At 43.7% G+C, this 22,719-nt stretch carries 27 protein-coding genes; 13 read left to right on the top strand and 14 right to left on the bottom strand.

Annotated features, from left to right (window positions below):
* The first annotated feature begins 15 nt into the window (after positions 1–15).
* On the top strand, positions 16–1,473 hold the full coding sequence (locus F905_RS05855) for an adenylate/guanylate cyclase domain-containing protein (RefSeq protein WP_171525163.1): 1,458 nt from the start codon (positions 16–18) through the stop codon (positions 1,471–1,473).
* A gap of 95 nt (positions 1,474–1,568) precedes the next feature.
* Here the strand turns inward: F905_RS05855 and fdx are convergent, their stop codons facing one another.
* The 8 genes from fdx to F905_RS05815 all read right to left on the bottom strand — a co-directional run bounded on the left by fdx (position 1,569) and on the right by F905_RS05815 (position 7,740).
* Positions 1,569–1,907: an ISC system 2Fe-2S type ferredoxin gene (gene fdx / locus F905_RS05850; RefSeq protein ID WP_005178469.1), complete on the bottom strand. Its 339-nt coding sequence runs from the start codon at positions 1,905–1,907 to the stop codon at positions 1,569–1,571.
* Between the two features lie 15 nt (positions 1,908–1,922).
* Positions 1,923–3,782, bottom strand: coding sequence for a Fe-S protein assembly chaperone HscA (gene hscA / locus F905_RS05845; RefSeq protein WP_005178467.1), 1,860 nt, complete (start codon positions 3,780–3,782; stop codon positions 1,923–1,925).
* A gap of 39 nt (positions 3,783–3,821) precedes the next feature.
* Positions 3,822–4,337, bottom strand: coding sequence for a Fe-S protein assembly co-chaperone HscB (gene hscB, locus F905_RS05840; RefSeq protein WP_005178465.1), 516 nt, complete (start codon positions 4,335–4,337; stop codon positions 3,822–3,824).
* Between the two features lie 104 nt (positions 4,338–4,441).
* Positions 4,442–4,762: an iron-sulfur cluster assembly protein IscA gene (iscA, locus tag F905_RS05835; RefSeq protein WP_005178462.1), complete on the bottom strand. Its 321-nt coding sequence runs from the start codon at positions 4,760–4,762 to the stop codon at positions 4,442–4,444.
* 37 nt (positions 4,763–4,799) lie between these two features.
* A complete protein-coding gene (gene iscU / locus F905_RS05830; RefSeq protein ID WP_005178460.1) occupies positions 4,800–5,186 on the bottom strand; it encodes a Fe-S cluster assembly scaffold IscU in 387 nt (128 codons plus the stop codon).
* Positions 5,187–5,288: 102 nt separating this feature from the next.
* Entirely contained in the window at positions 5,289–6,506 is a 1,218-nt protein-coding gene (locus F905_RS05825) for an IscS subfamily cysteine desulfurase (protein ID WP_005178458.1), read from the bottom strand.
* A 1-nt stretch (position 6,507) separates the two neighbouring features.
* Complete coding sequence (locus tag F905_RS05820) at positions 6,508–6,981, bottom strand: Rrf2 family transcriptional regulator (protein ID WP_005178455.1); 474 nt, start codon at positions 6,979–6,981, stop codon at positions 6,508–6,510.
* A gap of 111 nt (positions 6,982–7,092) precedes the next feature.
* A complete protein-coding gene (locus F905_RS05815) occupies positions 7,093–7,740 on the bottom strand; it encodes a hypothetical protein (protein ID WP_005178449.1) in 648 nt (215 codons plus the stop codon).
* A 186-nt stretch (positions 7,741–7,926) separates the two neighbouring features.
* On the opposite strand from F905_RS05815, the gene F905_RS05810 reads away from it, so the two are divergent.
* The 3 genes from F905_RS05810 to F905_RS05800 all read left to right on the top strand — a co-directional run bounded on the left by F905_RS05810 (position 7,927) and on the right by F905_RS05800 (position 10,836).
* Entirely contained in the window at positions 7,927–8,394 is a 468-nt protein-coding gene (locus F905_RS05810; RefSeq protein WP_005178447.1) for a phasin family protein, read from the top strand.
* Positions 8,395–8,562: 168 nt separating this feature from the next.
* Entirely contained in the window at positions 8,563–8,835 is a 273-nt protein-coding gene (locus F905_RS05805) for an HU family DNA-binding protein (RefSeq protein WP_005178445.1), read from the top strand.
* A 129-nt stretch (positions 8,836–8,964) separates the two neighbouring features.
* Positions 8,965–10,836, top strand: coding sequence for a SurA N-terminal domain-containing protein (locus F905_RS05800; RefSeq protein ID WP_005178442.1), 1,872 nt, complete (start codon positions 8,965–8,967; stop codon positions 10,834–10,836).
* A 70-nt stretch (positions 10,837–10,906) separates the two neighbouring features.
* Here F905_RS05800 and F905_RS05795 read toward each other — a convergent pair whose 3' ends face one another.
* Complete coding sequence (locus F905_RS05795; RefSeq protein WP_005178440.1) at positions 10,907–11,779, bottom strand: DUF2797 domain-containing protein; 873 nt, start codon at positions 11,777–11,779, stop codon at positions 10,907–10,909.
* 35 nt (positions 11,780–11,814) lie between these two features.
* Here F905_RS05795 and F905_RS05790 point away from each other — a divergent pair, with 35 nt between their 5' ends.
* Positions 11,815–12,285 carry a DUF6231 family protein gene (locus tag F905_RS05790; RefSeq protein WP_005178437.1) on the top strand — a complete coding sequence of 157 codons (471 nt, stop codon included), beginning with the start codon at positions 11,815–11,817 and terminating at the stop codon, positions 12,283–12,285.
* 107 nt (positions 12,286–12,392) lie between these two features.
* On the top strand, positions 12,393–13,004 hold the full coding sequence (locus tag F905_RS05785) for a YidB family protein (RefSeq protein WP_005178435.1): 612 nt from the start codon (positions 12,393–12,395) through the stop codon (positions 13,002–13,004).
* Positions 13,005–13,114: 110 nt separating this feature from the next.
* Here F905_RS05785 and F905_RS05780 read toward each other — a convergent pair whose 3' ends face one another.
* The 5 genes from F905_RS05780 to F905_RS05760 form a co-directional block, all read right to left on the bottom strand.
* Positions 13,115–14,155: a porin gene (locus tag F905_RS05780; RefSeq protein ID WP_005178434.1), complete on the bottom strand. Its 1,041-nt coding sequence runs from the start codon at positions 14,153–14,155 to the stop codon at positions 13,115–13,117.
* A gap of 346 nt (positions 14,156–14,501) precedes the next feature.
* Positions 14,502–14,915, bottom strand: coding sequence for an HIT family protein (locus F905_RS05775; RefSeq protein WP_005178433.1), 414 nt, complete (start codon positions 14,913–14,915; stop codon positions 14,502–14,504).
* Positions 14,916–14,942: 27 nt separating this feature from the next.
* Complete coding sequence (locus tag F905_RS05770; RefSeq protein ID WP_005178432.1) at positions 14,943–15,218, bottom strand: YARHG domain-containing protein; 276 nt, start codon at positions 15,216–15,218, stop codon at positions 14,943–14,945.
* 82 nt (positions 15,219–15,300) lie between these two features.
* Entirely contained in the window at positions 15,301–16,173 is an 873-nt protein-coding gene (locus F905_RS05765; protein ID WP_005178431.1) for an NAD(P)-dependent oxidoreductase, read from the bottom strand.
* Positions 16,170–17,276, bottom strand: a complete 1,107-nt coding sequence (locus F905_RS05760) for an alpha/beta fold hydrolase (protein ID WP_034597772.1) — start codon at positions 17,274–17,276, stop codon at positions 16,170–16,172. Before F905_RS05760 ends, F905_RS05765 begins: the two co-directional genes overlap by 4 nt.
* A gap of 137 nt (positions 17,277–17,413) precedes the next feature.
* On the opposite strand from F905_RS05760, the gene F905_RS05755 reads away from it, so the two are divergent.
* From F905_RS05755 to F905_RS05725, 7 genes are all read left to right on the top strand, one after another.
* Entirely contained in the window at positions 17,414–18,601 is a 1,188-nt protein-coding gene (locus F905_RS05755; protein WP_005178426.1) for an O-succinylhomoserine sulfhydrylase, read from the top strand.
* An 80-nt stretch (positions 18,602–18,681) separates the two neighbouring features.
* Positions 18,682–19,011 carry a YbaB/EbfC family nucleoid-associated protein gene (locus tag F905_RS05750; RefSeq protein ID WP_005178423.1) on the top strand — a complete coding sequence of 110 codons (330 nt, stop codon included), beginning with the start codon at positions 18,682–18,684 and terminating at the stop codon, positions 19,009–19,011.
* Between the two features lie 12 nt (positions 19,012–19,023).
* Positions 19,024–19,620 carry a recombination mediator RecR gene (gene recR, locus F905_RS05745; protein ID WP_005178420.1) on the top strand — a complete coding sequence of 199 codons (597 nt, stop codon included), beginning with the start codon at positions 19,024–19,026 and terminating at the stop codon, positions 19,618–19,620.
* A 219-nt stretch (positions 19,621–19,839) separates the two neighbouring features.
* A complete protein-coding gene (locus F905_RS05740) occupies positions 19,840–20,982 on the top strand; it encodes a ribonuclease D (protein ID WP_005178419.1) in 1,143 nt (380 codons plus the stop codon).
* A 129-nt stretch (positions 20,983–21,111) separates the two neighbouring features.
* Complete coding sequence (locus F905_RS05735) at positions 21,112–21,420, top strand: YcgL domain-containing protein (protein ID WP_005178417.1); 309 nt, start codon at positions 21,112–21,114, stop codon at positions 21,418–21,420.
* 21 nt (positions 21,421–21,441) lie between these two features.
* Positions 21,442–21,825 (top strand): hypothetical protein, encoded by a 384-nt coding sequence (locus tag F905_RS05730; RefSeq protein WP_005178416.1) that lies wholly within the window; start codon positions 21,442–21,444, stop codon positions 21,823–21,825.
* A gap of 37 nt (positions 21,826–21,862) precedes the next feature.
* Entirely contained in the window at positions 21,863–22,714 is an 852-nt protein-coding gene (locus tag F905_RS05725) for an AAA family ATPase (protein ID WP_005178415.1), read from the top strand.
* Positions 22,715–22,719: the final 5 nt, after the last annotated feature.

Genomic DNA, 22,719 nt, shown 5'->3' with positions numbered 1-22,719 from the left:
TCACTAGGTTATTGGATGGATCGAGATCCTACGCAATTTGATTACCTGCATCGGGTCATGGGCTATGCGAGCTTATCGCTGATCCTGATTGTCTATCATTACACCTATCCAGACACCCAGTACCAAATTTATATTCCGGTTTTATTGGCATTTTTGCTGTTTATTACCCCGAAACTGTCGCGCTGGCTACAATCTAAATATAACTATCAGATTAAAAGAAATATCTTATTTATTATAGATATTATGATTGTGGCCATCTGTCTGTCGGCCGTGCATTTAAATCTGGTCCTGACCTTTGCGGCTATTTTTGCCTTGCTGTATACCGCCATTAACGTCAAAGTGTCGTTCTTTTTGGTGTCGCTGGCGGCTTTATTTGCAGCGTCGGTATTCTATCTGTGCAATATTTTCGTATTTGGCTTTGGTGAATATTTTGAATACACCACCAATGAGCTGACCATTCTGGCCTTCCTGTGCATGATCGTGTATTTCGGGATGGGCAGTGTTTATCAGACCCGCCGGATTCGTGCCTCTAACCATAAGCGTGAACATTATTATCAGCAAATGAACCGCTATATGGAGTTTGCCAACCAGTTGAGCCGTTATGCGCCGCTTCAGCTCTGGCACTCGATCATGAAAGGCGAGTCAGAAGCCAAAATTGAATATAAACGTAAAAAACTCACCATCTTCTTTTCCGATATTCAGGGCTTTACCGAGCTGTCTGAAACCCTGATTCCAGACGATTTAGCCTACCTGCTGAATGATTATTTGAGTCATATGACTGAAATTGCCAAGCAGTATGAAGCCACCGTCGATAAGTTTATGGGGGATGCCATCCTGATTTTCTTTGGTGATCCAAGCAGTCAGGGTGTAGAAAATGATGCCAAGACCTGCGTTGAAATGGCCATTGCTATGCGCCAGCAAATGAAACTGCTGCGTGAACGCTGGATTAAAATGGGCTATCCGCCGTTACATATCCGCATGGGCATCAGTACCGGTTATTGCCACGTGGGTAACTATGGTGCGGCGCATCGGATGGCCTATACCATTGTCGGCCGCGATGCCAATCTGGCAGCGCGTTTGCAAAGCGCAGCCGAAGTTGATGAAATCCTGCTGTCAGATGATACCTATCAACTGGTGAAAAATGATTATCTGTGTGCGCCGAAAGCGCCAATTTTCCTAAAAGGTATTCAGGGTCCGGTGAAAACCTGGCAGGTCATGGAAAAATATGCGGCCAGAAAATCCGATTATCAGCGCTGGTTTGACTATGAATACAAAGGTTTTCATCTGTTGCTGAATCTGGATGAAGTGCAAAACTTTGAATATCCGGAACTGATTGGTGTGCTGGAAAAAATGATTAAACGGATTCAGACCCAGCAAAAACTGACCAACTCGCAGGGTATTGTGAAATTAAAACTGGAAGATGAAGTGATTGAAGAAGTCGAGGTTAATCGACCAGATCGGGAATTTCATTAAATTATAAAGATAGATGATCTGCTTGATCGAAGATTGTTGAGTGTTCTATCAAGTCAAAAAAACCACGCCGGAGCGTGGTTTTTCTGTTTTAAGTCTTAGTGATTTTCAGAAGCATGGTTAATGGTGTATTTTGGAATTTCAACTTCCAGATCTTCATCAACCACCTGTACCTGACATGATAAACGTGAGTCAGGTTCTAGACCCCAAGCACGATCTAACAGATCAGCTTCGACATCATTCATTTCTTCCAGGCTGTCAAAACCGCGGCGTACCACCACGTGACAGGTGGTGCAGGCACATGACATATCGCAGGCATGTTCAATTTTAATGCCGTTTTTTAACAGGCTTTCGCACAGGTTGGCATTTTGTTCAACTTCAAACTCAGCACCTTCTGGGCAGAATTGCGCATGTGGAAGTACTTTAATACGTGGCATAGTCTTTACCTTAAATTAGTTTGAGTTTGACCAGTCGTCGAGCTTGGTGCCTTTAAGAGCAGCATCAATATGCTGGTTCATGCGAAGCGCAGCAAAAGCATCACTGTGTATTTTAAGCTGTTCAACAGCCTGTTCAATAGCCTGAATATCGGTTGTTTCAAGCTGGCTGTACAAATGGGTTTTCGCACTATTCAATGCGTCCAGTTGCTCTGCGCTCAATAGCTGTGCATCAACTTTTAGTGCCTGCTCCAGAGCTTCCAGTTCACGCTGTGCTTCGACCTTGGTTTCCTGTAAATGACGCAGGTGTTTGTCTTCTTCTGCGTATTTGAAACCGTCAAGCAGTAAACGTTCGGTATCTTCGCTCGATAAACCATAAGACGGTTTAATGTCGATATGCGCGGAAACGCCAGAAGTCGTTTCTTTGGCAGAAACACTAAGCAGGCCATCGGCATCGACCTGAAAGGTCACTTCAATACGCGCCTGACCGGCAGTCATTGGTGGGATACCATGCAGGACAAAACGGCCTAAACTACGGCAATGCTCAACCAGATCACGTTCACCTTGCACCACATGAATCAGCATGGCGGTTTGTCCATCCTGATAAGTGGTGAATTCCTGACGACGCGCAACTGGAATTGCAGTATTACGTGAAATTAAACGTTCGACCAGACCGCCCATGGTTTCCAGACCTAAAGACAGTGGGGTAACATCTAAAAGCAATGAACCATCTTTGGTATTACCAATCAGCTGATTGGCTGTAATAGAGGCGCCAATCGCAACCACTTCATCCGGGTTAATAGTACACAGCGGTTCCTGGTTAAATACCTCACGGACAGCTTTTTGCACCGCATAGGAGCGGGTAGAGCCGCCAACCAGTACCACGTTTTGAATATCGGTCAGTTCCAGTTTGGCATCGCGCAGTACGCGTTTGCAGACGCTAATGGTCTTGTCTAACGCCACCTGAATAATGCTTTCAAAAGTCGCACGATCCAGTGTCAATGTTTGATCTAACAGTTGTAGTTCTACCGATTCCGCATCCGACAGCGCTTCTTTGGCCTGACGCGCTGCGACCACAAAGTGGGCATATTCAGTATCATTTAATGTGTCAATATTCAGCTGTTTTTTCGCCCATTTGACAATTAAACGATCCAGATCGTCACCGCCTAATGCAGTATGACCACCGGTCGCCAGTACTTCAAATACACCTTGCGAGAAACGTAAAATCGATACGTCAAAGGTACCGCCGCCTAAGTCATAAATCACATAGTTGCGATCGGTACTTAAATTGCTGTCCTGATCCAGACCATAGGCTACTGCAGCAGCAGTCGGTTCATTGAGTAAACGCAGCACATTCAGACCGGCCAGTTGAGCTGCATCACGTGTGGCTTGACGCTGGGCTTCATCAAAATAAGCCGGAACGGTAATTACTGCGCCATTGACCGGATTTTTCAGGCTGTCTTCAGCACGGTCTTTCAGCTGTTTTAAAATTTCAGCCGAGATTTCTACTGGTGTTTTACGACCCTGCGCAGTTTCAAAAGCCGGCATTTCATTGGCTTCACCCACTAAATCGTAAGGATGCTGAAATTTGATGTCTGCCTTGGAGCGACCCATAAAACGTTTTACTGAAACAATGGTATTTTTCGGATCGCTGGTGATAAACGGTTTGGCATCGTTGCCATATTGCGTGGCATTTTCGGCATAATGAACAATTGAGGGAAGTAACACACGACCTTGTTCATCATGAAGGACTTTGGCTTGCGCCGAAAGAACAGTGGCCACCAGTGAATGTGTGGTGCCTAAATCAATTCCAATCGCAATGCGATGTTCATGCGGTGCGCTTGATTGTCCTGGTTCTGCAATTTGCAAGAGCGCCATTGTGTTACATCCTTTGCACGTTAATTTGAAAAAATAAAATTAAAAATCGTCATCTAGGTCAAAGCTGTCGTCGTCGAGGAAACGATCTTCAGCCTTGTCAATATCGGTCATGACTTTCTGGAAGAAACGCAATTTACGTACTGTATCGCGTGCTTCGCCCCAGTCTTCATCTGCATAATCAATTTTAAATTCGCGAACCAGACCATCAATCCATTGCTGGACTTCGGTTTTTAGGGAAGCCAGTTCATCGGCAGAGTGGGCATCATCCAACTGCTCACGAATTTCGAGGGCAGACTGTAAAAACTCAAAATCACTGATTGACTGATCCAGATGATAGTCCTGTTTTTTTAAGCTCAGTAAATAACCTGCGCGGCTGTCAACTTGAGATAAAACTTTATACGCCTGGTTGATTTCGCTGGACTGAATCAGGGCCTGGTCTTTATCTTCGGCTTTATCGGGGTGATATTGTTGCTGTAACTTTAAAAATTCTGCTTTTAAAGTAGCCAAATCAATATCGAGTGCTACAGGCAGGTTAAACAGCTCAAAATGATTCATGGGAGAGATAATCCGCGATTGATTGCAAAAAAGGACTGCATAAATGCGATTAAAACAGTGTGCAAGACACTGTTTTAATCTGCAAAAGAAGGGAAGGTCGGGAGTTAAACCGTGAAGGATTCACCACAACCACATTCACCTTTTTTATTCGGGTTATTGAATTCGAAGCCTTCATTCAAGCCGTTTTTGACATAGTCCATCTCTAAACCTTCAAGATAGACTAAACTTTTCGGGTCAACGAATACTTTTACACCGTGCTGTTCAAATACCTGATCGTATGCATTGACGTCATCAACAAACTCAAGCACATAGGCCAGACCTGAACAGCCGGAAGTTTTCACGCCAACGCGAATACCTTCACCCTTACCGCGATTCTTTAAGTAATTGCTGATATGAGTTGCAGCATTTTCAGTTAAATGGATCATGAAAACTCCGTTAATCTGTCTTTAAAACGAGAAACAATTAAGCTTTTTGCTGTTTGGTACGATAGTCTTCAACAGCCGCTTTAATCGCGTCTTCTGCAAGTACAGAGCAGTGTACTTTAACTGGTGGTAAAGCCAGTTCGTTTGCAATATCAATGTTTTTGATGGCTTGAGCTTCGTCCAAAGTTTTACCTTTTAACCACTCAGTTACTAGTGAGCTTGATGCAATTGCCGAACCACAGCCATAGGTTTTAAAGCGTGCTTCTTCAATTACACCGTCATTATTCACTTGAATCTGTAAACGCATTACGTCGCCACATGCTGGTGCACCGACCATGCCTGTACCTACGTTGTCTGCATTTTTGTCTAAAACACCAACGTTGCGTGGGTTTTCGTAATGATCAATTACTTTTTCGCTATATGCCATTTTGCTTCTCCAAACCTCGGGGTCAGCGTTAATATTAATATGGGGTCAATATTCGTTTTATCAATGAGATGAAGCTGAATAAAGCCTCATCTCAGAGTCGAATTAGTGTTCCGCCCACTCAACTGTAGAAAGGTCGATACCTTCCTTATACATATCCCAAAGCGGAGAAAGTTCACGTAATTTCTCAACAGCAGCTTTGGTAATTGATAACACATGATCAATATCTTCTTCAGTGGTGTATTTACCAAAGCTGAAGCGAATTGAACTGTGCGCAAGCTCGTCAGACAGACCTAGCGCACGCAGTACATAAGATGGCTCAAGCGTTGCAGACGTACATGCAGAACCTGAAGATACTGCTGCATCTTTAAGTGCCATCATTAACGATTCACCTTCAACAAAGTTGAAGCTGACGTTTAAATAGTTGGCTACGTTTTGAGTCGGGTGACCGTTCAGGAATACCTGTTCAAGATCTTGCAGGCCATTCCAGAGTTTGTCACGTAACACGCGTAAACGGGTTTGTTCAGCTTCCAGGTTTTTACCTGCCAGCTCAAATGCTTCGCCCATACCTACGATTTGATGGGTCGCCAGCGTACCAGAACGCATACCGCGCTCATGACCGCCACCGTGCATTTGCGCTTTCAGACGCACACGCGGGCTACGGCGTACAAATAAGGCACCAATGCCTTTAGGGCCATAGATTTTGTGTGCAGAGAAGCTCATTAAATCAACTTTTAAGGTTGAAAGATCAATCTCGACTTTACCCGCAGCCTGTGCAGCATCAACGTGGAAGAAGATTTTGTTGGCACGGGTAATTTCACCAATTGCAGCAACGTCAGTCACGGTACCAATTTCGTTGTTCACCATCATCAGGGAAACAAGAATAGTATCTGGACGAATTGCGTCTTGAACCATTTCCGGGGTAATTAAACCGGTTTGTGGTTGTGGCTCAAGATAGGTAATTTCGAAGCCTTCAGACTCAAGCTCGCGGCAGGTATCTAAAATTGCTTTGTGTTCAATTTTAGAGGTAATGATGTGCTTGCCTTTAGATGCATAGAATTGAGCCACACCTTTTAGGGCAAGGTTGTCAGATTCAGTTGCGCCTGAAGTCCAGACAATTTCACGTGGGTCAGCTTTGATCAAGTTCGCAACTTGTTCACGTGCATATTCCACTTTTTCTTCTGCTTGCCAGCCATAGGCATGTGAACGAGATGCTGCATTACCGAAGGTGCCTTCGAAAGTTAAGCATTCCATCATACGTTCTGCAACTTGAGGGTCTACAGGAGTTGTTGCTGCATAGTCAAGATAGATCGGACGTTTCATGTCAAATACCTGTAACCGATAAAAGGGCTGAATCAAAAGATGCTGAATTTTGGCGAATTGCAACGGCTTGAACGTTGTCACGAGCTACAAGGTCAGCAAGGGTGATTTTTGCAAGATAATCGGCAATATGGTGGGAGAGTTCTTGCCATAAATCATGGGTTAAGCACATTGCACCATTCTGGCAGTTGCCTTTATGGTCACAACGGGTGGCATCAACCGTTTCATTTACAGCTTCAATGATTTCTAATACGGTGATTGTATCGGCACTGCGCGCCAGGTGATAACCACCATTGGCTCCACGAATACTGGAAACCAGGCCGTGACGCTTTAATTTCGCAAATAACTGCTCAAGGTAAGCGACAGAAATAGATTGTCGAGCTGCAATTTCTGCAAGAGTGATCGTTTGTTCAGTTGGCTGCAAAGCTAGATCAAGTAGAGCAGTCACTGCGTAGCGACCGCGAGTGGTTAAGCGCATGATTCGATACACATGGTTGGACTAGATGTGTAGATTCTATGAATCCTGACTAAAATAGTCAAGTTTTTTTATTATTCGGATATTCGATTCAATCGCAGGGAAATTAAGGATTTAAACGATCCATAAATTATACACTAATAACGCAATTAATAGCAGAGTAATTAGACTAAAAGCCAGATTAATTCGCTTTTGGTTGCGTTGCATGCGACGAATGCGGTTTTTATACTGTTTAACTTCTACTTGCAGGGTATTAATGGTCGAGCGTTGCAGGTCAATTTTCTCTAGCAGCGGGGCAATTCGGCGTTTAGAGGTTTCCAGTTCCTGCTCGTGTTCAGGATCGGCCAGCCATTGACGCCAGTCTGACAGCACCTTAGGAATACTAAATAAGGTCAGCAGATCACGGAATTCATCTTTTAAAGTCGGGTCGCCTTCAATGCGCATGGCTCGAATACTGCGGCGATTCCCCAAGACAAAAATCTTAATCAAATCCAGCAATGTGGTACGGACATCTAATTCGACGGCTTTTTCAGGTGCTTTTAGATCAAACAGGATGCCGTGTTCGCTAAACTGCACATAGAAGTCGAAATAGGGGATATAGCTGTTAATTTTGACTGCAATTTTCTGGTCTACAAATTTTTTGGCCTGAAGTGCAACGACACGATCATATTTCAAGATAAAGCTAAAGATTGTTTCCAGAACAATCATCACCATCGTCAGCAACAAATGTGATTCATTTTGTCTTTGTTGCGATTCATTCATACAATTTAGTCCCTAACCAGATCGAGTCATGCATATCCAAGCGGTGCATTACCAGGAAGTAATACATAATATTCTTGCTTTGTAGAACAGTTTAACAAAACGTTCAAGTGCTTAATTTGCTATTATAAGAGCATTTTGTTGGTTTATGATATTGAATGGTATACAAAATAAGCAGGAGAAATGCGAATGGATGAAGCAGCAGTAGAATCGCCAGAACCACAAAACGAAAATGAAAAAGCGTCTAAAAACAAAGCAAGAGTACGTTCTGGGCGTAAATCGGCGCTGGATTTTCGCAAATATACCAAACAGATCTGGCTGGCCGGCTTAGGCGCATTTTCCCGTGCTGAAGAAGAAGGCAATAAATTATTTGACTCACTGGTCAAGGTGGGGGAAGAACTGGAATCCAAAACCACCGAAATTGCCGATCAGACCGTAGAAAAAGTTTCTGAAAAGGCCAAAGAATCGGTGGTCGATACCAAAGATAAGGTCGAACGGATGATTGACCATAGTGTTCATCATTCCTTGAACCGTATAGGGCTGGTAACCGTGAAAGATATCCAGCATTTAGAGCAGCTGGTGCTGCAACTGCACAGCAAAGTCGATGCTTTAATTGAAGAAAATAAGCAATTAAAAGAACAACTCCTGAAAAAGTGAAAATCTCGACAGCTTTGGCATTTTTTGGCAGATTTTTGCAACTTATTTTGTATAAATGCGTCTGGAGAGTATTGCTTTTACCCTCAAAGCATTGCTATAAAGGCATTACGGTAACTTAAACGAAATCTTTGGACCTTAAATAAACGATATTAAGAGGACGTAATCTTCATGAATAAATCAGAATTAATTGATGCAATTGCAGAGAAAGGGGGATTGTCTAAGACTGACGCTGGTAAGGCTTTAGACGCTACAATTGCTTCAATCACTGAAGCGCTGAAAGCAGGCGACACAGTGACTTTAGTGGGCTTCGGTACTTTCAATGTGAAAGAACGTGCTGCTCGTACAGGCCGTAACCCACAAACTGGTGAAACACTTGAGATTAAAGCAAGCAAAGTACCTAGCTTCAAAGCGGGTAAAGGTTTAAAAGATTCTGTAGCTTGATCTTTTAAGCAGTATTAAACGCGCCTCCTGGCGCGTTTTTTATTAATAATCAGAGTTTCGGGTTTTAATACATTCATTCGCTGAGGGTTTTCGGTTAAAATCCTGCACAAGTAAAATATTGGAATACTTATGGAATCTTTTCGTAATGTTATTAAGGGCTGGTTGGGCAAGGTTTTGCTCGTTCTGTTTCTGATCCCTTTAGCACTTGTAGGTATTGAAGGATATTTTAGTGGCGGCAATTCTGCCGACTCGGCAAAATCAGTAAATGGGCAACAGGTTTCCAAACAGGAATTAGAAGCCTTAACCAACTCATTAAAACAACAATATCTCAGCTATACACAAGGCGATGAGACCTTGTTGAATCAGGCGTATATTGAAAATAAAGCACTCGATACTCTGATTGCACGTACCTTGCTGTTACAACAGACGGAACATTTGGGTATTTCCTTAAGCGATGCGCAAATTGAGCAGATGATTGCCCAGCAACCAAGCTTTCAGGAAAATGGCCAGTTTTCTGAAGCACTGTATGCCAATTACCTGCGTTCAGTGGGCATGAGCAGTCAGGCTTTAATCCAGAACCTGCGTCAGGATCATGCCTTGAAAATGCTTAGCGCGAGCTTTATGGATCATGCCTTGGTGAGCGAGCTGGATATCCAGCAGATTGCCAATTTACAAACCGAACAGCGTACCTTGCATTTATCCAGCATTAAACTGGATGAATATAAGAAAAATATTCAGGTTTCAGCGCAAGAAATCAGTGATTATTACAATAAACATTCGACCCTGTTTAAGCAGGTCGCCAATGTTGATGTCGACTTTATTGTTCTGACGCCAGCACATATTTCCGCGACTGAAGCTGCAATTACCGATGCAGAATTGCAACAGGCCTATGACAAGTTTATTGAAGCCCAGCAAAAAAATGCAGCGCGTGAGGTTAAACATATTTTAATTACCACCGATGCACGTGATGATGCAGCTGCCAAAAAACTGGCGGATCAGGTGTATGCTGAAATCCAGCAGGGCACCAGTTTTGCCGCTGCTGCACAGAAATATTCAGAAGACCCGGAATCTAAAGACAAGGGTGGCTTATTTGAGGCTTATGACGTGGGTGCCTTTGGCAATGCCTTTGATCAGGCAGTCACCAGTCTGAAATCAGGTCAGATTTCTCAGCCGGTGAAAACCCAATATGGTTATCATCTAATTCAGGTTGAAACCGATGCAGTTCAGGTGCCTTCTTTTGAAGCGGAAAAAGCCCGTTTAACTGCAGAACTGAAAAAGACCAAACAGCAAAATGCCTTCTCGGATACGGTAAATAGCCTGAATGAGATGGTGGTGGGTAGTGATGCGCTGGATGTGGTATCTCAGGAAGTCAAAGGCACCAAGGTTGAATCGGTAAAAGGCTTTAGTCTGGCTTCTCAGCATCCAGTATTATCTGATCCAAGTGTGAAGGTGAAACTGTTTAATGATGATGTGAAAAACGGCGATCGTAACGCTTCAAGTAACATTCAAATGGCCAATGGTAATGTGGTTTGGGTGAAAGTACGTGAGTATCATGCTGCGGGTGTGCAAACCCTGGCTGAAGCAACACCACGTGTACGTGCCAAACTGATTGAAGAAAAAGCCTTTAATGCAGCCAAAGCCAAAATCCAGAAATCACTGGATGAGTTCAAGACGCAACCGGCTGCAGAAGTCTTGGCTCAGCAGCAAATCCGTTTTGAAGATGCTGGTGTATTTACCCGTGCTGAAGGTCGTTTAAAGCGTGAAATTGAGCGTGCTGCATTTAGCTTGATGCCACCGAAGCAAGGGATGTGGTCTGTGACCACGGCAGCTTTGCCAAATGAACTGGTGGTCGTGGCAGTATCGAATGTGAACCGTACCACTTCAAATGCTTTAACGCCTGAACAGTTACAGGAGCTTGCCAAGTTGTATCAACAGCTGCGCGCCCAGCAAGAACTGGATGACTATACCCAGTATCTGAAAGCTAAAGCAGATATTGAATAAGTCTGACTGCATAATAAAAAACCGGCGCAAACGCCGGTTTTTTTATTGTGCTTATATTTTGGTGAAAAGTTTATTCAGTACGGATAATCAGTTCATAGCCGGTATATTTACGGATATTAATTACGCCAGTATCTAAAATTAAATATTGTCCTTTAATCCCGAAAAGTTTGCCGCGAATCACCGGGGTCTTATCCAGATTATGCGATTTAATTTTTTCAGGATACTGTTCCACCGGATAAATAAACTCACGTGGACGTTCCTGCTCCATCAATTCCAATGTTTCATTAAACTCAAGATTCTGGTTAAATTCTTCACGAATGGTGCTGATTTTTGGTGCAAATTCTTCAATCAGCTGGTCACGGGTCGCAATTAAATCGACCGGTTCAGCTTCACCTTTGAGCAGTTTGCGCCAGTCGGTTTTATCGGCAATTTGTGAACCAAACATGATTTCCAGCTGGCCAGATAAACGACGAGAGCCGACTTTCATAATCGGTAAGGCCTGAGTCGCCCCTTGATCCAGCCAGCGTGTTGGCATTTGGCCAATACGGGTAATCCCGACCTTTAAGCCACTGGAGTTGGCTAGGTACACCACATGCGGCTGGAAGCAGACAGATCGTGCAAATTCTTCTTCGCGGCAAGTGCCTAAATGATAATGGCAGGTTTCAGGTTTCATAATGCACATGTCACAGGACGCTTTGGTTTTAAAGCATTTAAAGCAGTGACCTTGTGAATAGGATTTTGGTGTTTTACTGCCGCAAGAAACACAGTAAATATTGCCGGTCCATTCAATTTCTATTTCTTGACCCAAGCGAAAAGGCAGTTCGATTTCTGAGCTATCCAGAATAAATTTATATTCAACATTTGCCCGGTGTGTCTGTTGATCAGTTACACTAAGGTCCTTTAGACCTGCATGCATTTTATGGCAAATGCCTTGTAGTTCCATAAAAAATACTCACTTTCATCATAAGGAATGCAGTCATGGCTGAGATGAATGTCATCACTTCTATGCTAGACGATTTAACCCAGGAGCAGCCAGTTTCTACTGCATTGTGTATTGGTCAACATCTTGAACAATACGATCATCATCAGACAATTCAATGGCAATATTTTAACGTAACTACGCTCTTAAATCTGCCTTTTACCCAGCGTTTTGATTTGGCTTTTGTACTACTCGATACTGAAGAAATGGCAGATTTGAGCAGCGCGCAGAAATCGCAGCTTTTGGTGAAACTGCGTGATTTGCTGGCCAAACGTATGGTGGTGGTGACTAAACGTCAAGATGAACCTTTATTACGTGCCTTGGGCTTTACCCAACTGATGGATAAAAGCCAGCCGCAGCATGACCTAATGTTGTGGCAATTTAATATTTTGACCTATAAGCATGTACCGGACTGGTTTAATTCCAAATTCTGGGCTAACCCGGAAAACTGGGATAAATATCGCTGGTAATGCTCAGCTTTTCTGCGGTTTTTGCAAAAACATAACAATTTCGGATGTTTCAAATGAATGAAGCATCGTATGCTGAGTGAATGTCATTAAAGGAAGAAATAAAAATCATGACAAACTTAAGCAATATTGTGGAAATTTTGGCGAAACAGGCCTTAGGTTCAAATTCTAATCAGCAGCAATCCCAACAAAGTGCTGGGCTAGGCGGTATTCTCGGTTCAGTTCTAGGTCAACTGGGAAATAATCACCAGCAGAGTGGGCAAAGCCAGCAAGGCGGTTTGGGTGGGATTTTAGGCTCTGTGCTGGGCCAATTCGGTGGTTCCAGTCAGGGGCTAGGTGGTAGTTCTAAAACTTCTCTTCTGGTTGCGGTATTGCCTTTGGTGCTGGCCTGGATTCAAAAGCAGGGTGGTTTGCAAGGTGCATTGGACAAATTAAAAGGTCAGGGCCTAAGCAGCCAGGTGGATGACTGGGTTTCGACCGGGCCGGGCGAGAATGCCAGTGTGAATCCGCAAGAGGTACAGAACCTGTTTGATGATGAAGAAGTGGAACAGGTGGCGCAGCAAACCCATGCTCCTAAGCAGGATATTTATGGCGCAATTTCACAGGTGTTGCCACAGATTATTGACTCTTTAACTCCACAGGGTGAGCAGACCAGTAAAACTGAAGCCAATAATGATATTCAGAATGTACTGAATATGGTGTCAGGTTTCCTGAAAAGATAAGTCTGTTTATATAATGAAGCCAACCTGAGGTTGGCTTTTTAATCTAGAAATCTGGATATAAAAAAACACGCCGAAGCGTGTTTTTTTTGCTTTTTAGGTAGAGGTTAGACTTAGAAGTCGTAACGGAAACCTAGAGAAAGACCGAATGCATCTTCGCCATCAACACCGCCTACGCTATTTGAGCGTCCTTGAGACCATGGAGTCAGATTTGAGTTTTCATCATTCAGTACAGTAGCCAAGTTACCATATACACGTACTGCTTTGTCTAGGCGATGTTCAAGACCCACTGCAAGAAGAGTTGCATTTGCATCATCTGCATCTACATCACGGTGGAACACTTGACCACGTAAATAAGTTTTTGGCGCAAACTTATAATCCGCTGCTACACCAAATACTTGAGCATCTGGGTTGTCAGCATCGTTATCATGCGTTAAATACTGATATAAACCACCGAAGTTTAATTCAGGTGTGATTTTATATGCAGCTGCAACACGGAAGCCATCACGTTCACCACGGTTTGCATCTTCTTCATAGTGTTCATACGCAGCAGCAAAATCAACTGGACCTTCTTTATATGTTAAAGCAAGGTCATAAGCTTTATCTTTATTTGCTTCGTTATCTACGCTGTTATCTTCGTGTAGAGATAATGCACCGATTACATTAAAGCCACCGCCAAATTTTGGTGATTTATATTCAATCGTATTGGCATTACGTTCATCAAAACGTAAGTTACCTGCACGTGTTACGTTACGGATATCACCTAATTGGTCACCAAAGAAGTTGACTGGACCGCGAGCAACTTTAAACGGGCTGTCAAAGCGACCTACACGTGCCTGACCAAAATCACCTTTTAAACCAACGAAAGTATCGCGAGTTGCAAACTCTAAATCATCGTTTGCTGAACCGCTAGCGAAGTTAATTTCTTGTTCGATTTGACCAAAAACAGTCATGCCGTTTTCTAATTTTTGTTCAGCTTTGAAGCCTAAACGAGAAGAGTTTGAAGATAGTCCAACTTCGTTGTAGTCTGCACCATCATCAAGATAGTCTAAAGATACGTGTGCACGACCATATACTTTTACATCAGCAGCCATAGCTAATGCTGGTGTAAATAAGGTTGCCCCAACTGCTAATGCGCAAAGCGTTTTTTTCATGTGTAGCTCCAATACAGACTATTGTTTTTAGTCCTAAACATTGTTCAGAAGTAGGATTGATCTACCCCCGTTCTCTATTGGTGCTAAGTATTCCTTACAAATGCGACAGTAATATTAAGGAAATATTTCAAAAATATTAAAAAGTACAAATCAGATCAAAAACTTACTTTTAATAGCATTGTTATAAAAAGATAAATTTAAAAATCTGGAAGAATTTTTAAAATGAATTACTTAATTGCAAGCGAATTGACACCTTAGTGTCATAAAAATAGGTTTAGCAGAAGTTCTGCTTAAAAAAATGGAGCAGTCGCTCCATTCATTTTTACATTTCACTGGGGAAAATATTTTAAAGCACTGCCTTAATCTTTTCAGCCAGTTGCATGATTTTTTCCTGGTCACCCATCTGCGCAGCATGTTTGCCGAGTTGATGTACCGAGGTGGGAATGAGGTGGAAATGAACATGCGGTACAGTTTGTCCCGCAGCAGCGCCAGACAGCTGCATTAATACAATTCCATCTAGTCCTAAGGCTTTTTCCATGGCTTTGGCAACTTTCTGCACCACCTGAATGGTGTAGGCTGCGACTTGTGGATCTAAGTCGAGCAGGGTAACCGCAGGTGATTTCGGGATGACCAGTGTATGACCATCTGCCTGAGGCATGATGTCCATAAACGCAAGAACCTGTTCATCTTCATAGACTTTAATTGCAGGCAGTTCTCCACGCAGGATTCTTGCAAAAATATTTTGATCATCGTAAGCCATGATATTTCCTTTAATCAATGCATTGAATTATTTACAGTTCAATTCTTTCTGACGCGCCTTGATTTCGTCAAGTCGTTGTTGCTCTCTTTCAGAAAATTTTGGCTTGGTGGTATAGCAGTTGTCATTGCCAAATTTGGCTTTGGCTTTGGCTTCAGGATCTTTAAAGCAGAAGCCTTTTGATGCATAAATCACATCATGATCATTTTTCAGCTTTTGACATTCCTGTGCTGAAGCAAAAGCAGTGGTATTTGCCCCAATGAATGTTGCAAGACTAGTCAATAATGCAACAGTGAGCTTATTCATACGAGTTTCCTCTGTAATAACATTGTGGGTAAGCATCTACTCACAATATTAGGTTTTATTCTGATTATTCAATGGCCAGATCTTACTCAATTGTAATCTTGCTCCAGGCCTCATACATTTTAACGGCACTGGAGAAGTCGCTATCTGGTTCAGCAGTAGCATTGGCAGCCTGAATCAAACTTTGGGCCAGTCCGAGTACCGGTGCTGAAAGTTTTGCATCGCGTACCAAGTCTAAAGCAATTCCGGTATCTTTGGCCAGTAGTGGCAGGGCAAAGGTTAGTGGAAATGCGCGATTAAGAATACGTTGAGGTAGCACCATTTCCGTTACCGCGCTTTTGCCGCTTGAGGCATTAATACAATCCAGCGCTTCGTTTAAGTTTACCCCATGCGCTTTTAAGGTGGTAAATCCTTCGGCAACGGCGCATAAATTGACAGCCATCAGCATGTTGTTAATGGCTTTAACAGCAAAACCAGCGCCCGGTTCACCGACATGCTTGATCAGTTGCCCAAAAGCCTGCATCACGGGTAGGGCTTTTTCAAATGCTTGCGCATCCCCGCCCACCATCACGGTTAAGGTGCCTTTTTCTGCACCGATGGTTTGCCCACTGACAGGTGCATCCAGAAAATCTACCTGTTGTGCTTTGAGCTGCGCAGCCACTTTTTGGGCAGAATCTGGAACACCGCTGGTACAGTCCACCCAGATAGAGCCGGCTTTTAGCGTCAAACCCTCTAACAGATGTTCTACATCCTGGCTGGTCGGCAGGCAGGAAAAAATCACATCGGCCTGTACGGCCTGTTCAAGCTCAACCGCCTGTGTAGCATATTCCGCTGCGTGTTGCTCGGCTTTGGCAAAATTACGGTTCCAGACATAGACTGTATCAAAATGCTGGGGTAAATGTGCGGCCATGCGGTATCCCATAGCGCCCAAACCAATAAATGCAACGGACTGAATCATGCGGTTTCCTTGTGTATTTTTGTTGATCTTTGCTCGAGCCAACGGGTCAGCTTGGGCCAGAATTCATTGGCACTTTTCTGGCTGGACATCAGGCCTAAGTGACCACCCGGAATAAGAGTAAACGTGACATCTGTACTACTTGTCAACTGGCTTAAAGGCTGTGCAGCGGCAGCCGTCACAATCTGGTCGCTTTGCCCGGCCCCGACAAATAAAGAACAGCGAATATTTTTTAGTTCAATATGTTCATCCTTCAGGCGGATAATGCCGTTTTTTAACGGATTTTGCAGCCAGACATTCAGTACCATGTCCTGATTAATCCCGCCCGGATAATCGATCATATTGTTCAGGAAATTCCCCAGCGTGGCATGTTCATGCAGTATTTGCGGATCATGCAGGTTGAGAAACAGCTGGCGCTGACTGTCCAGCCAGCCTTTAGGATCTAGAATTTTAAAACCTAAAGCGTTGATGATGCCGGGTGTATGAATGAAATGTGGGGGAATAGAGCCCTGATGTAAGGCCTGTTTTAATTTGTGATTACGTGAAATCAGCTGGTTGCTGCGTTTAAACAGCTGGCCGATACGACCGGAAGCATAACTGTCCACCGGGCTGCCCAGCACCATCAGGTTTTTCACAATCTGAGGTTGACGATAGGCGGTATACAGCATCACAAAGACGCCGGCCATACTCCAGCCATGTAGGGAAATCTGCTCACTATGGGAATGCTGTCGAATCTGTTCAATACAATGCGGAATTGCGGCATTAATAAAGTACATAAAATTTAAATGACGATGGGCATAGTTTAAACGTCCCCAGTCAATCAGGTAGACATCAAAACCGCTATGCTGGAAATGCTTGATTAAAGAGCGATAGGGATACAAATCATAAATCGCCATATTAATCGCCAGCGGCGCAACAAAGACCAGCGGCTCCTGATAGGCTTTATTGGGTGAAGCGTAATAACGGATTTGTGCGTGTTGGTATTCGCCAATGATCTCATACGGTGTGGTTTGGGAGAGCACCAAAGTCTTGCTGTTAAAAAGCCGGGTCGATAAGTTTTTTAACTTCTTGCGTTGATCTGCAAATTTTTTCTGTACTGGGTTCATAGCCTCTATCTGCTTGTCATGACGCTGAGTTGGATGAAGTCTAAGCGATATTTCCATATTTTACCTTGACCTTAAACACCTTGGGCGCTCAAAATGTTGGCAATTCTTATAACGGTAGTCTAAGGGCGAAAATCGAGATGAGCGAACAAGACGAGATCGAATATCAGTTAGATACTTTGGCAATTCGTACTGGTCATGACCGTACCTTCGAGGGTGAGCATAGTGAACCCATCTTTTTAACATCGTCTTTTGTTTGCGAAAGTGCAGCTGATGCAGCCGCCAAATTTTCTGGGCAAATTGAAGGGAATACCTATTCCCGTTATACCAATCCGACTGTCCATACTTTTGAAAAACGCTTAGCAGTGCTCGATGGCGCAGAACGTGCCGTGGCCACCAGTTCAGGTATGGCTGCAGTACATGCAATTACCCTGGCCTATTTAAAAGCCGGCGATCATGTGGTGTGTTCACGCGCGGTATTCGGTTCGATCATTTCATTATTTGAAAAATACGTCATGAAATTTGGCGTAGATGTAACCTTTGTTGATCTGGAAGATTTAGCGGCCTGGCAGCAGGCGATTCGCCCGAATACACGTTTACTGTTTATTGAAACCCCATCTAATCCATTGGCGCAAGTGGGTGATTTGCAAGCGATTGCTGATATTGCCCATGCAGCCAATGCCTTGTTTGCCGTTGACAATACCTTCTGTACCCCGGTTTTACAGCAGCCGATTAAATTTGGTGCGGATTTAATCATTTATTCATCAACTAAATATATTGATGGTCAGGGCCGTGCCTTGGGTGGTGCAGTGGTCGGTAATCATCAGTTATTGGAAGAAATTAATGGCGTGATTCGTACCCTGGGTAACTCGATGAGCCCGTTTAATGCCTGGGTCTTCCTTAAAGGTCTGGAAACCCTGAACCTGCGAATGAAAGCCCACTGTGCTAGTGCACAGAAGCTGGCAGAATGGCTGGATGCCCATCCAAAAGTGGAAACCGTATATTACGCCGGTTTGCCGCAGCATCCAGGGCATGAGTTAGCGAAAAAACAACAAAGCGGTTTTGGCGGTGTTGTATCGTTCGTGGTGAAAGGTGAGCGTGAAGGCGCATGGACCGTCATTGATAACACGCGTTTCTTATCCATTACCAGTAACCTTGGCGATGTAAAATCTACGATTACCCATCCTGCCACCACCTCACATGGCCGTATGTCTGCCGAAGCCAAACAGCAAGCCGGTATTTCAGAAGGTTTAATTCGTGTTTCTGTGGGTCTGGAAGATATTGATGATATTATTCGCGACCTTAGCCGTGGTTTAGACCTGATTTAATTTATAAATTCTGACATCTTTTTGCTGAATTTTCGTGTAGAGTGCTTAGCCAAAGATGTCAGTTTTGTTCGGAGATTTTTATGAACATTAATATGTTAATGCAGCAAGCGCAGCGCATGCAGAAAGAAGTAGAAAACAATATCAAGAAAGCCAAAGAAGAACTGGCACAAACTGAAGTGCATGCCGAAGCGGGCGGTGGTCTGGTCAAAGTAACCATGACCTGCCGTAACGTGGTAAAGCGTATTGAAATCAATCCTGAACTGTTACAAGACGATCCAGACATGATTGAAGACCTGATTGCTGCGGCCATGAATGATGCAGCGCGTCAGGCAGAAACCATTTCTGAAGAACGTATGAAAGCAGCGAATTCTGGTATGGGCTTACCACCAGGTTTGGCAGGCATGTTCTAAGGTAGCGCATCTGTGTTCAGCGATCGTTTTGATCAACTGGTACAAGCCTTGCGTATTTTGCCAAGTGTTGGGCCAAAATCGGCCCAGCGCATGGCCTTGCACCTGATCATGAAAAACCGTGAAGGCGCGCTGGGTCTGGCTTATGCCTTAAATGAGGCGACCACGCATATTCACGAATGTTCCATCTGCCATTCTTTAACCGAAGATGAAGTGTGCAATATCTGCGCATCTTCGGAACGTGATGAAGAATTACTCTGCGTGGTGGAATCACCAGCCGATGTCATGGCAATTGAACAAAGTGGCAGCTTCCGCGGTAAATATCATGTCTTGGGCGGGCATTTATCGCCGCTTGACGGGATTGGCCCGGAAGAAATCGGGATTCCAGCTTTAATTCACCGTTTAAGCTCGGGTCAGGTCAAAGAAGTGATTCTGGCGACCAATGCCACGGTAGAAGGTCAGGCGACGGCGCATTATCTGGTCGAAGCGACCAAGCATTTACCGGTGCAGATGACCCGGATTGCCCAGGGCGTGCCGCAAGGTGGTGAACTGGAATATATCGACAGTCACACTTTAAGTCAGGCTGTCCATAACCGTATGCGCATGAAATAAGTACTCCGGTGCTTATTTCATCAGATTTCAACTTTTTAAATTGGGTCTTAATCAAATATTGAAACTTTAACTAAGATATAAAAAATATAAACTTTTGTTTATCTTGAGCTTAAACTTTAAAAAAATCAGCAAAATATACCGTAAGTTTTATTTTTTTATAGCTAAATTATATTTATTGGTTAAAATACCCCTTGAGAAACTTTAACGACTCTCTCTGCTATGTTCCAATTTATTCAACAGCAACAAGACTTTGAAAATGTTTTAACATTAATGAGTCAAAACTCTACCTATGGACTGGATACCGAATTCATCAAGGTTGATACCTTATGGCCCAAATTGGGGGTGTTCCAGATTAATGTCGCAGGAAAAGTTTATTTGCTGGATGGAACAACGCTGAATCTTTCGGCGTTCTGGGAAAAAATCTTCCAGGCGCAGCAGAATATTTTCCATGCTTGCGGCGAAGATATTGACCTGATCTATCATTATGCCCAGCAAAAATCACTGAAAAATGTATTTGATACCCAGGTTGGCATGTCCTTTTTGGGCTATGGTCTGCAGGTCAGCTATCAGAATGCTCTAAAGCAGGTGCTAGAGGTCGATATTGACAAAGACCAGACCCGTTCGGACTGGCTGGCGCGACCATTATCACCGGAACAGTTGCAATATGCAGCCAATGATGTGCTGTATTTAATGCAACTGGCAGAAAAAGTACAGCAGGACTTGCAGCAAAAATCGTTACTGAATCTGGTGGTAGAAGACTGCCGTCATTTAACCCAGGAAATTGGGGAAGATACACCGCTAGAGCGTCTGTATCAGGATGTCGGTAATTACCGCCATTCACGCCGTCAGCTTATGCAGTTACAGCAATTGGTGGTCTGGCGTGAACAGATGGTTAAGGCTTTAAACCAGCCACGCAGCTTTATTCTGAAAAATACCACCTTACTGGATCTGGTTGAAAAAAATCCGAAAAATAATTTTCAGCTGTCACACGTGAAGGAGATCCGTCCGAATATTTTACGTGAACATGGCAAAACCATTTTAGACCTGTTGAAATTCCTGCCCGATCCAGAGCACTGGCCGCTGCGCATGGCGCGTCCAATTCGCTATTCTTCCAAAGAGGTGGGACAGCACATTGAGCAGGTGATTCAGCGCGGCGTCAATGAAACCGGTATCCCCAAAGAAGTACTGATGCGGAAAAAATGGCTGAATGCCCTGTATCAGCATGTGGTATTTAAAAATGATGAGCAGGATTTACCAAGCTATTTATTGGGCTGGCGTTATGATCTGCTGACCAAGCCGCTGATTGAAGTGCTGCATCAAGATCAGCAGTATTTATCCAATCATATGAAAGTGATGGATTAAAAAAACAGCAAACTGCTGCCAGAATTATGATTTGTACACAATCACGACTGATGCGTTAATAATCACTAATGTATCCGTCTTTTTTTTGATGTATGCTTTGGCCTGAGTTAAACGAGTATTGTGCTGAATATGTTCTGTTCAATTTATAAATCGAGCAAAAAAGATGAAATGTATCTTTATGTCGCTCGTATTGAAAGCCAAGATGATCAAGCAGAAGCGGCAGATCCGCTTGAAGTGGTACCGGAAGTACTGCGTACTGCATTTGGTCGTGCAACGTTTGTTATGGATTTAGAATTGCATGAAAACCGTAAACTCGCGCGGGCCAATATTCTGCATGTCATGGATTCGATTCAAACCAAAGGCTTCTTTATTCAAATGCCGCCAGAAGGTTTAATTAATCCGAATGCGGTTGAGCCAGAAGGCTTACGCGGTGCCTAAGTTAAATTCAGGAGTTGAGTGATGGAAAATTTAATGACTTTTTTAGAATCAATTCCTGAAAATACCATTGCCGTTACGGTCTATCTATTGGGTAGCCTGATTATTTTATGGTGCTGGTATGAAATTGCCAAACGTCTGCCTCATCCACTTGGCGGCGTAAGCTGGATTGTGGTCTTTGCCATCTTGCTGACGCCTACCATTTCCGAAGGGCATAATGCAGGTATTGCACCGGCCACCTTTGGTTTGCTGTTTGGTGTATTAACCAAGGAAATGCCGTTGGTCTGGTCCAATTTATCTGCCATTCTGGTGGTGATTGGCTTAGGACTGGTGGTTGGTTATTTCTGGTCTAAATATAGCCAGCGTAAAGCAGGTCTTGCTGCCAAGAACAACAGCGCAGCGCTTTAATTACAAAAATAAGTTTAAATTGAAATAAGGTTATCTCATGTCTGTAGATACACAACACTTCACTGGTACTGATCAATACATCGCCACTGACAGCTTAAAGCTGGCGGTGCAGGCGGCACGTCGTTTACAGAAACCGCTGTTAATTAAAGGTGAACCGGGTACCGGTAAAACCTTACTGGCCGAGCAGGTCGCGCAAAGCCTAGGACTGAAACTGATTACCTGGCATATCAAATCGACCACCAAAGCCCAGCAAGGTCTGTATGAATATGATGCCGTGTCGCGTTTACGTGATAGCCAGCTCGGTGATGACCGGGTTTATGATATTAAAAACTACATCAAGCCGGGCAAACTGTGGGAAGCGTTTAACAGTGAAGAGCGCTGTGTACTGCTGATTGATGAAATTGACAAGGCCGATATCGAGTTTCCAAACGACTTGCTGCATGAGCTGGATAAAATGTCCTTTTTCGTGTATGAAACTGGCGAAACCATTAGCGCAACGCAGCGCCCGATTGTGATCATCACCTCCAATAATGAAAAAGAACTGCCCGATGCCTTCTTGCGTCGCTGTTTCTTCCATTATATTGATTTCCCTGATGAAGCCACCATGCGTGACATCATCAATGTACATTTCCCGAATATCTCCACGACTTTGGTGTCAGAAGCTCTACAGGTGTTCTTTAAATTACGCCAGATTCCAGGTCTGAAAAAACCGCCTTCAACCTCTGAGCTGATTGACTGGCTAAGCCTGTTAATGGCGGATGACATGCCGGACGATATTCTGCGTAATGCTGACAAAACCAAAGCCATTCCACCGTTGTACGGTGCGCTGATTAAAAACGAGCAGGATGTTCAGTTACTGGAACGCTTAGCCTTTATGGCTCGTCGTTAAGGGAG

This window comes from Acinetobacter sp. CIP 53.82 (assembly GCF_000369465.1).
GTDB lineage: Bacteria > Pseudomonadota > Gammaproteobacteria > Pseudomonadales > Moraxellaceae > Acinetobacter > Acinetobacter indicus.
The sequence above is the reverse complement of the archived record's forward strand: the minus strand, read 5'-3'. Positions and strand labels throughout refer to the sequence as shown.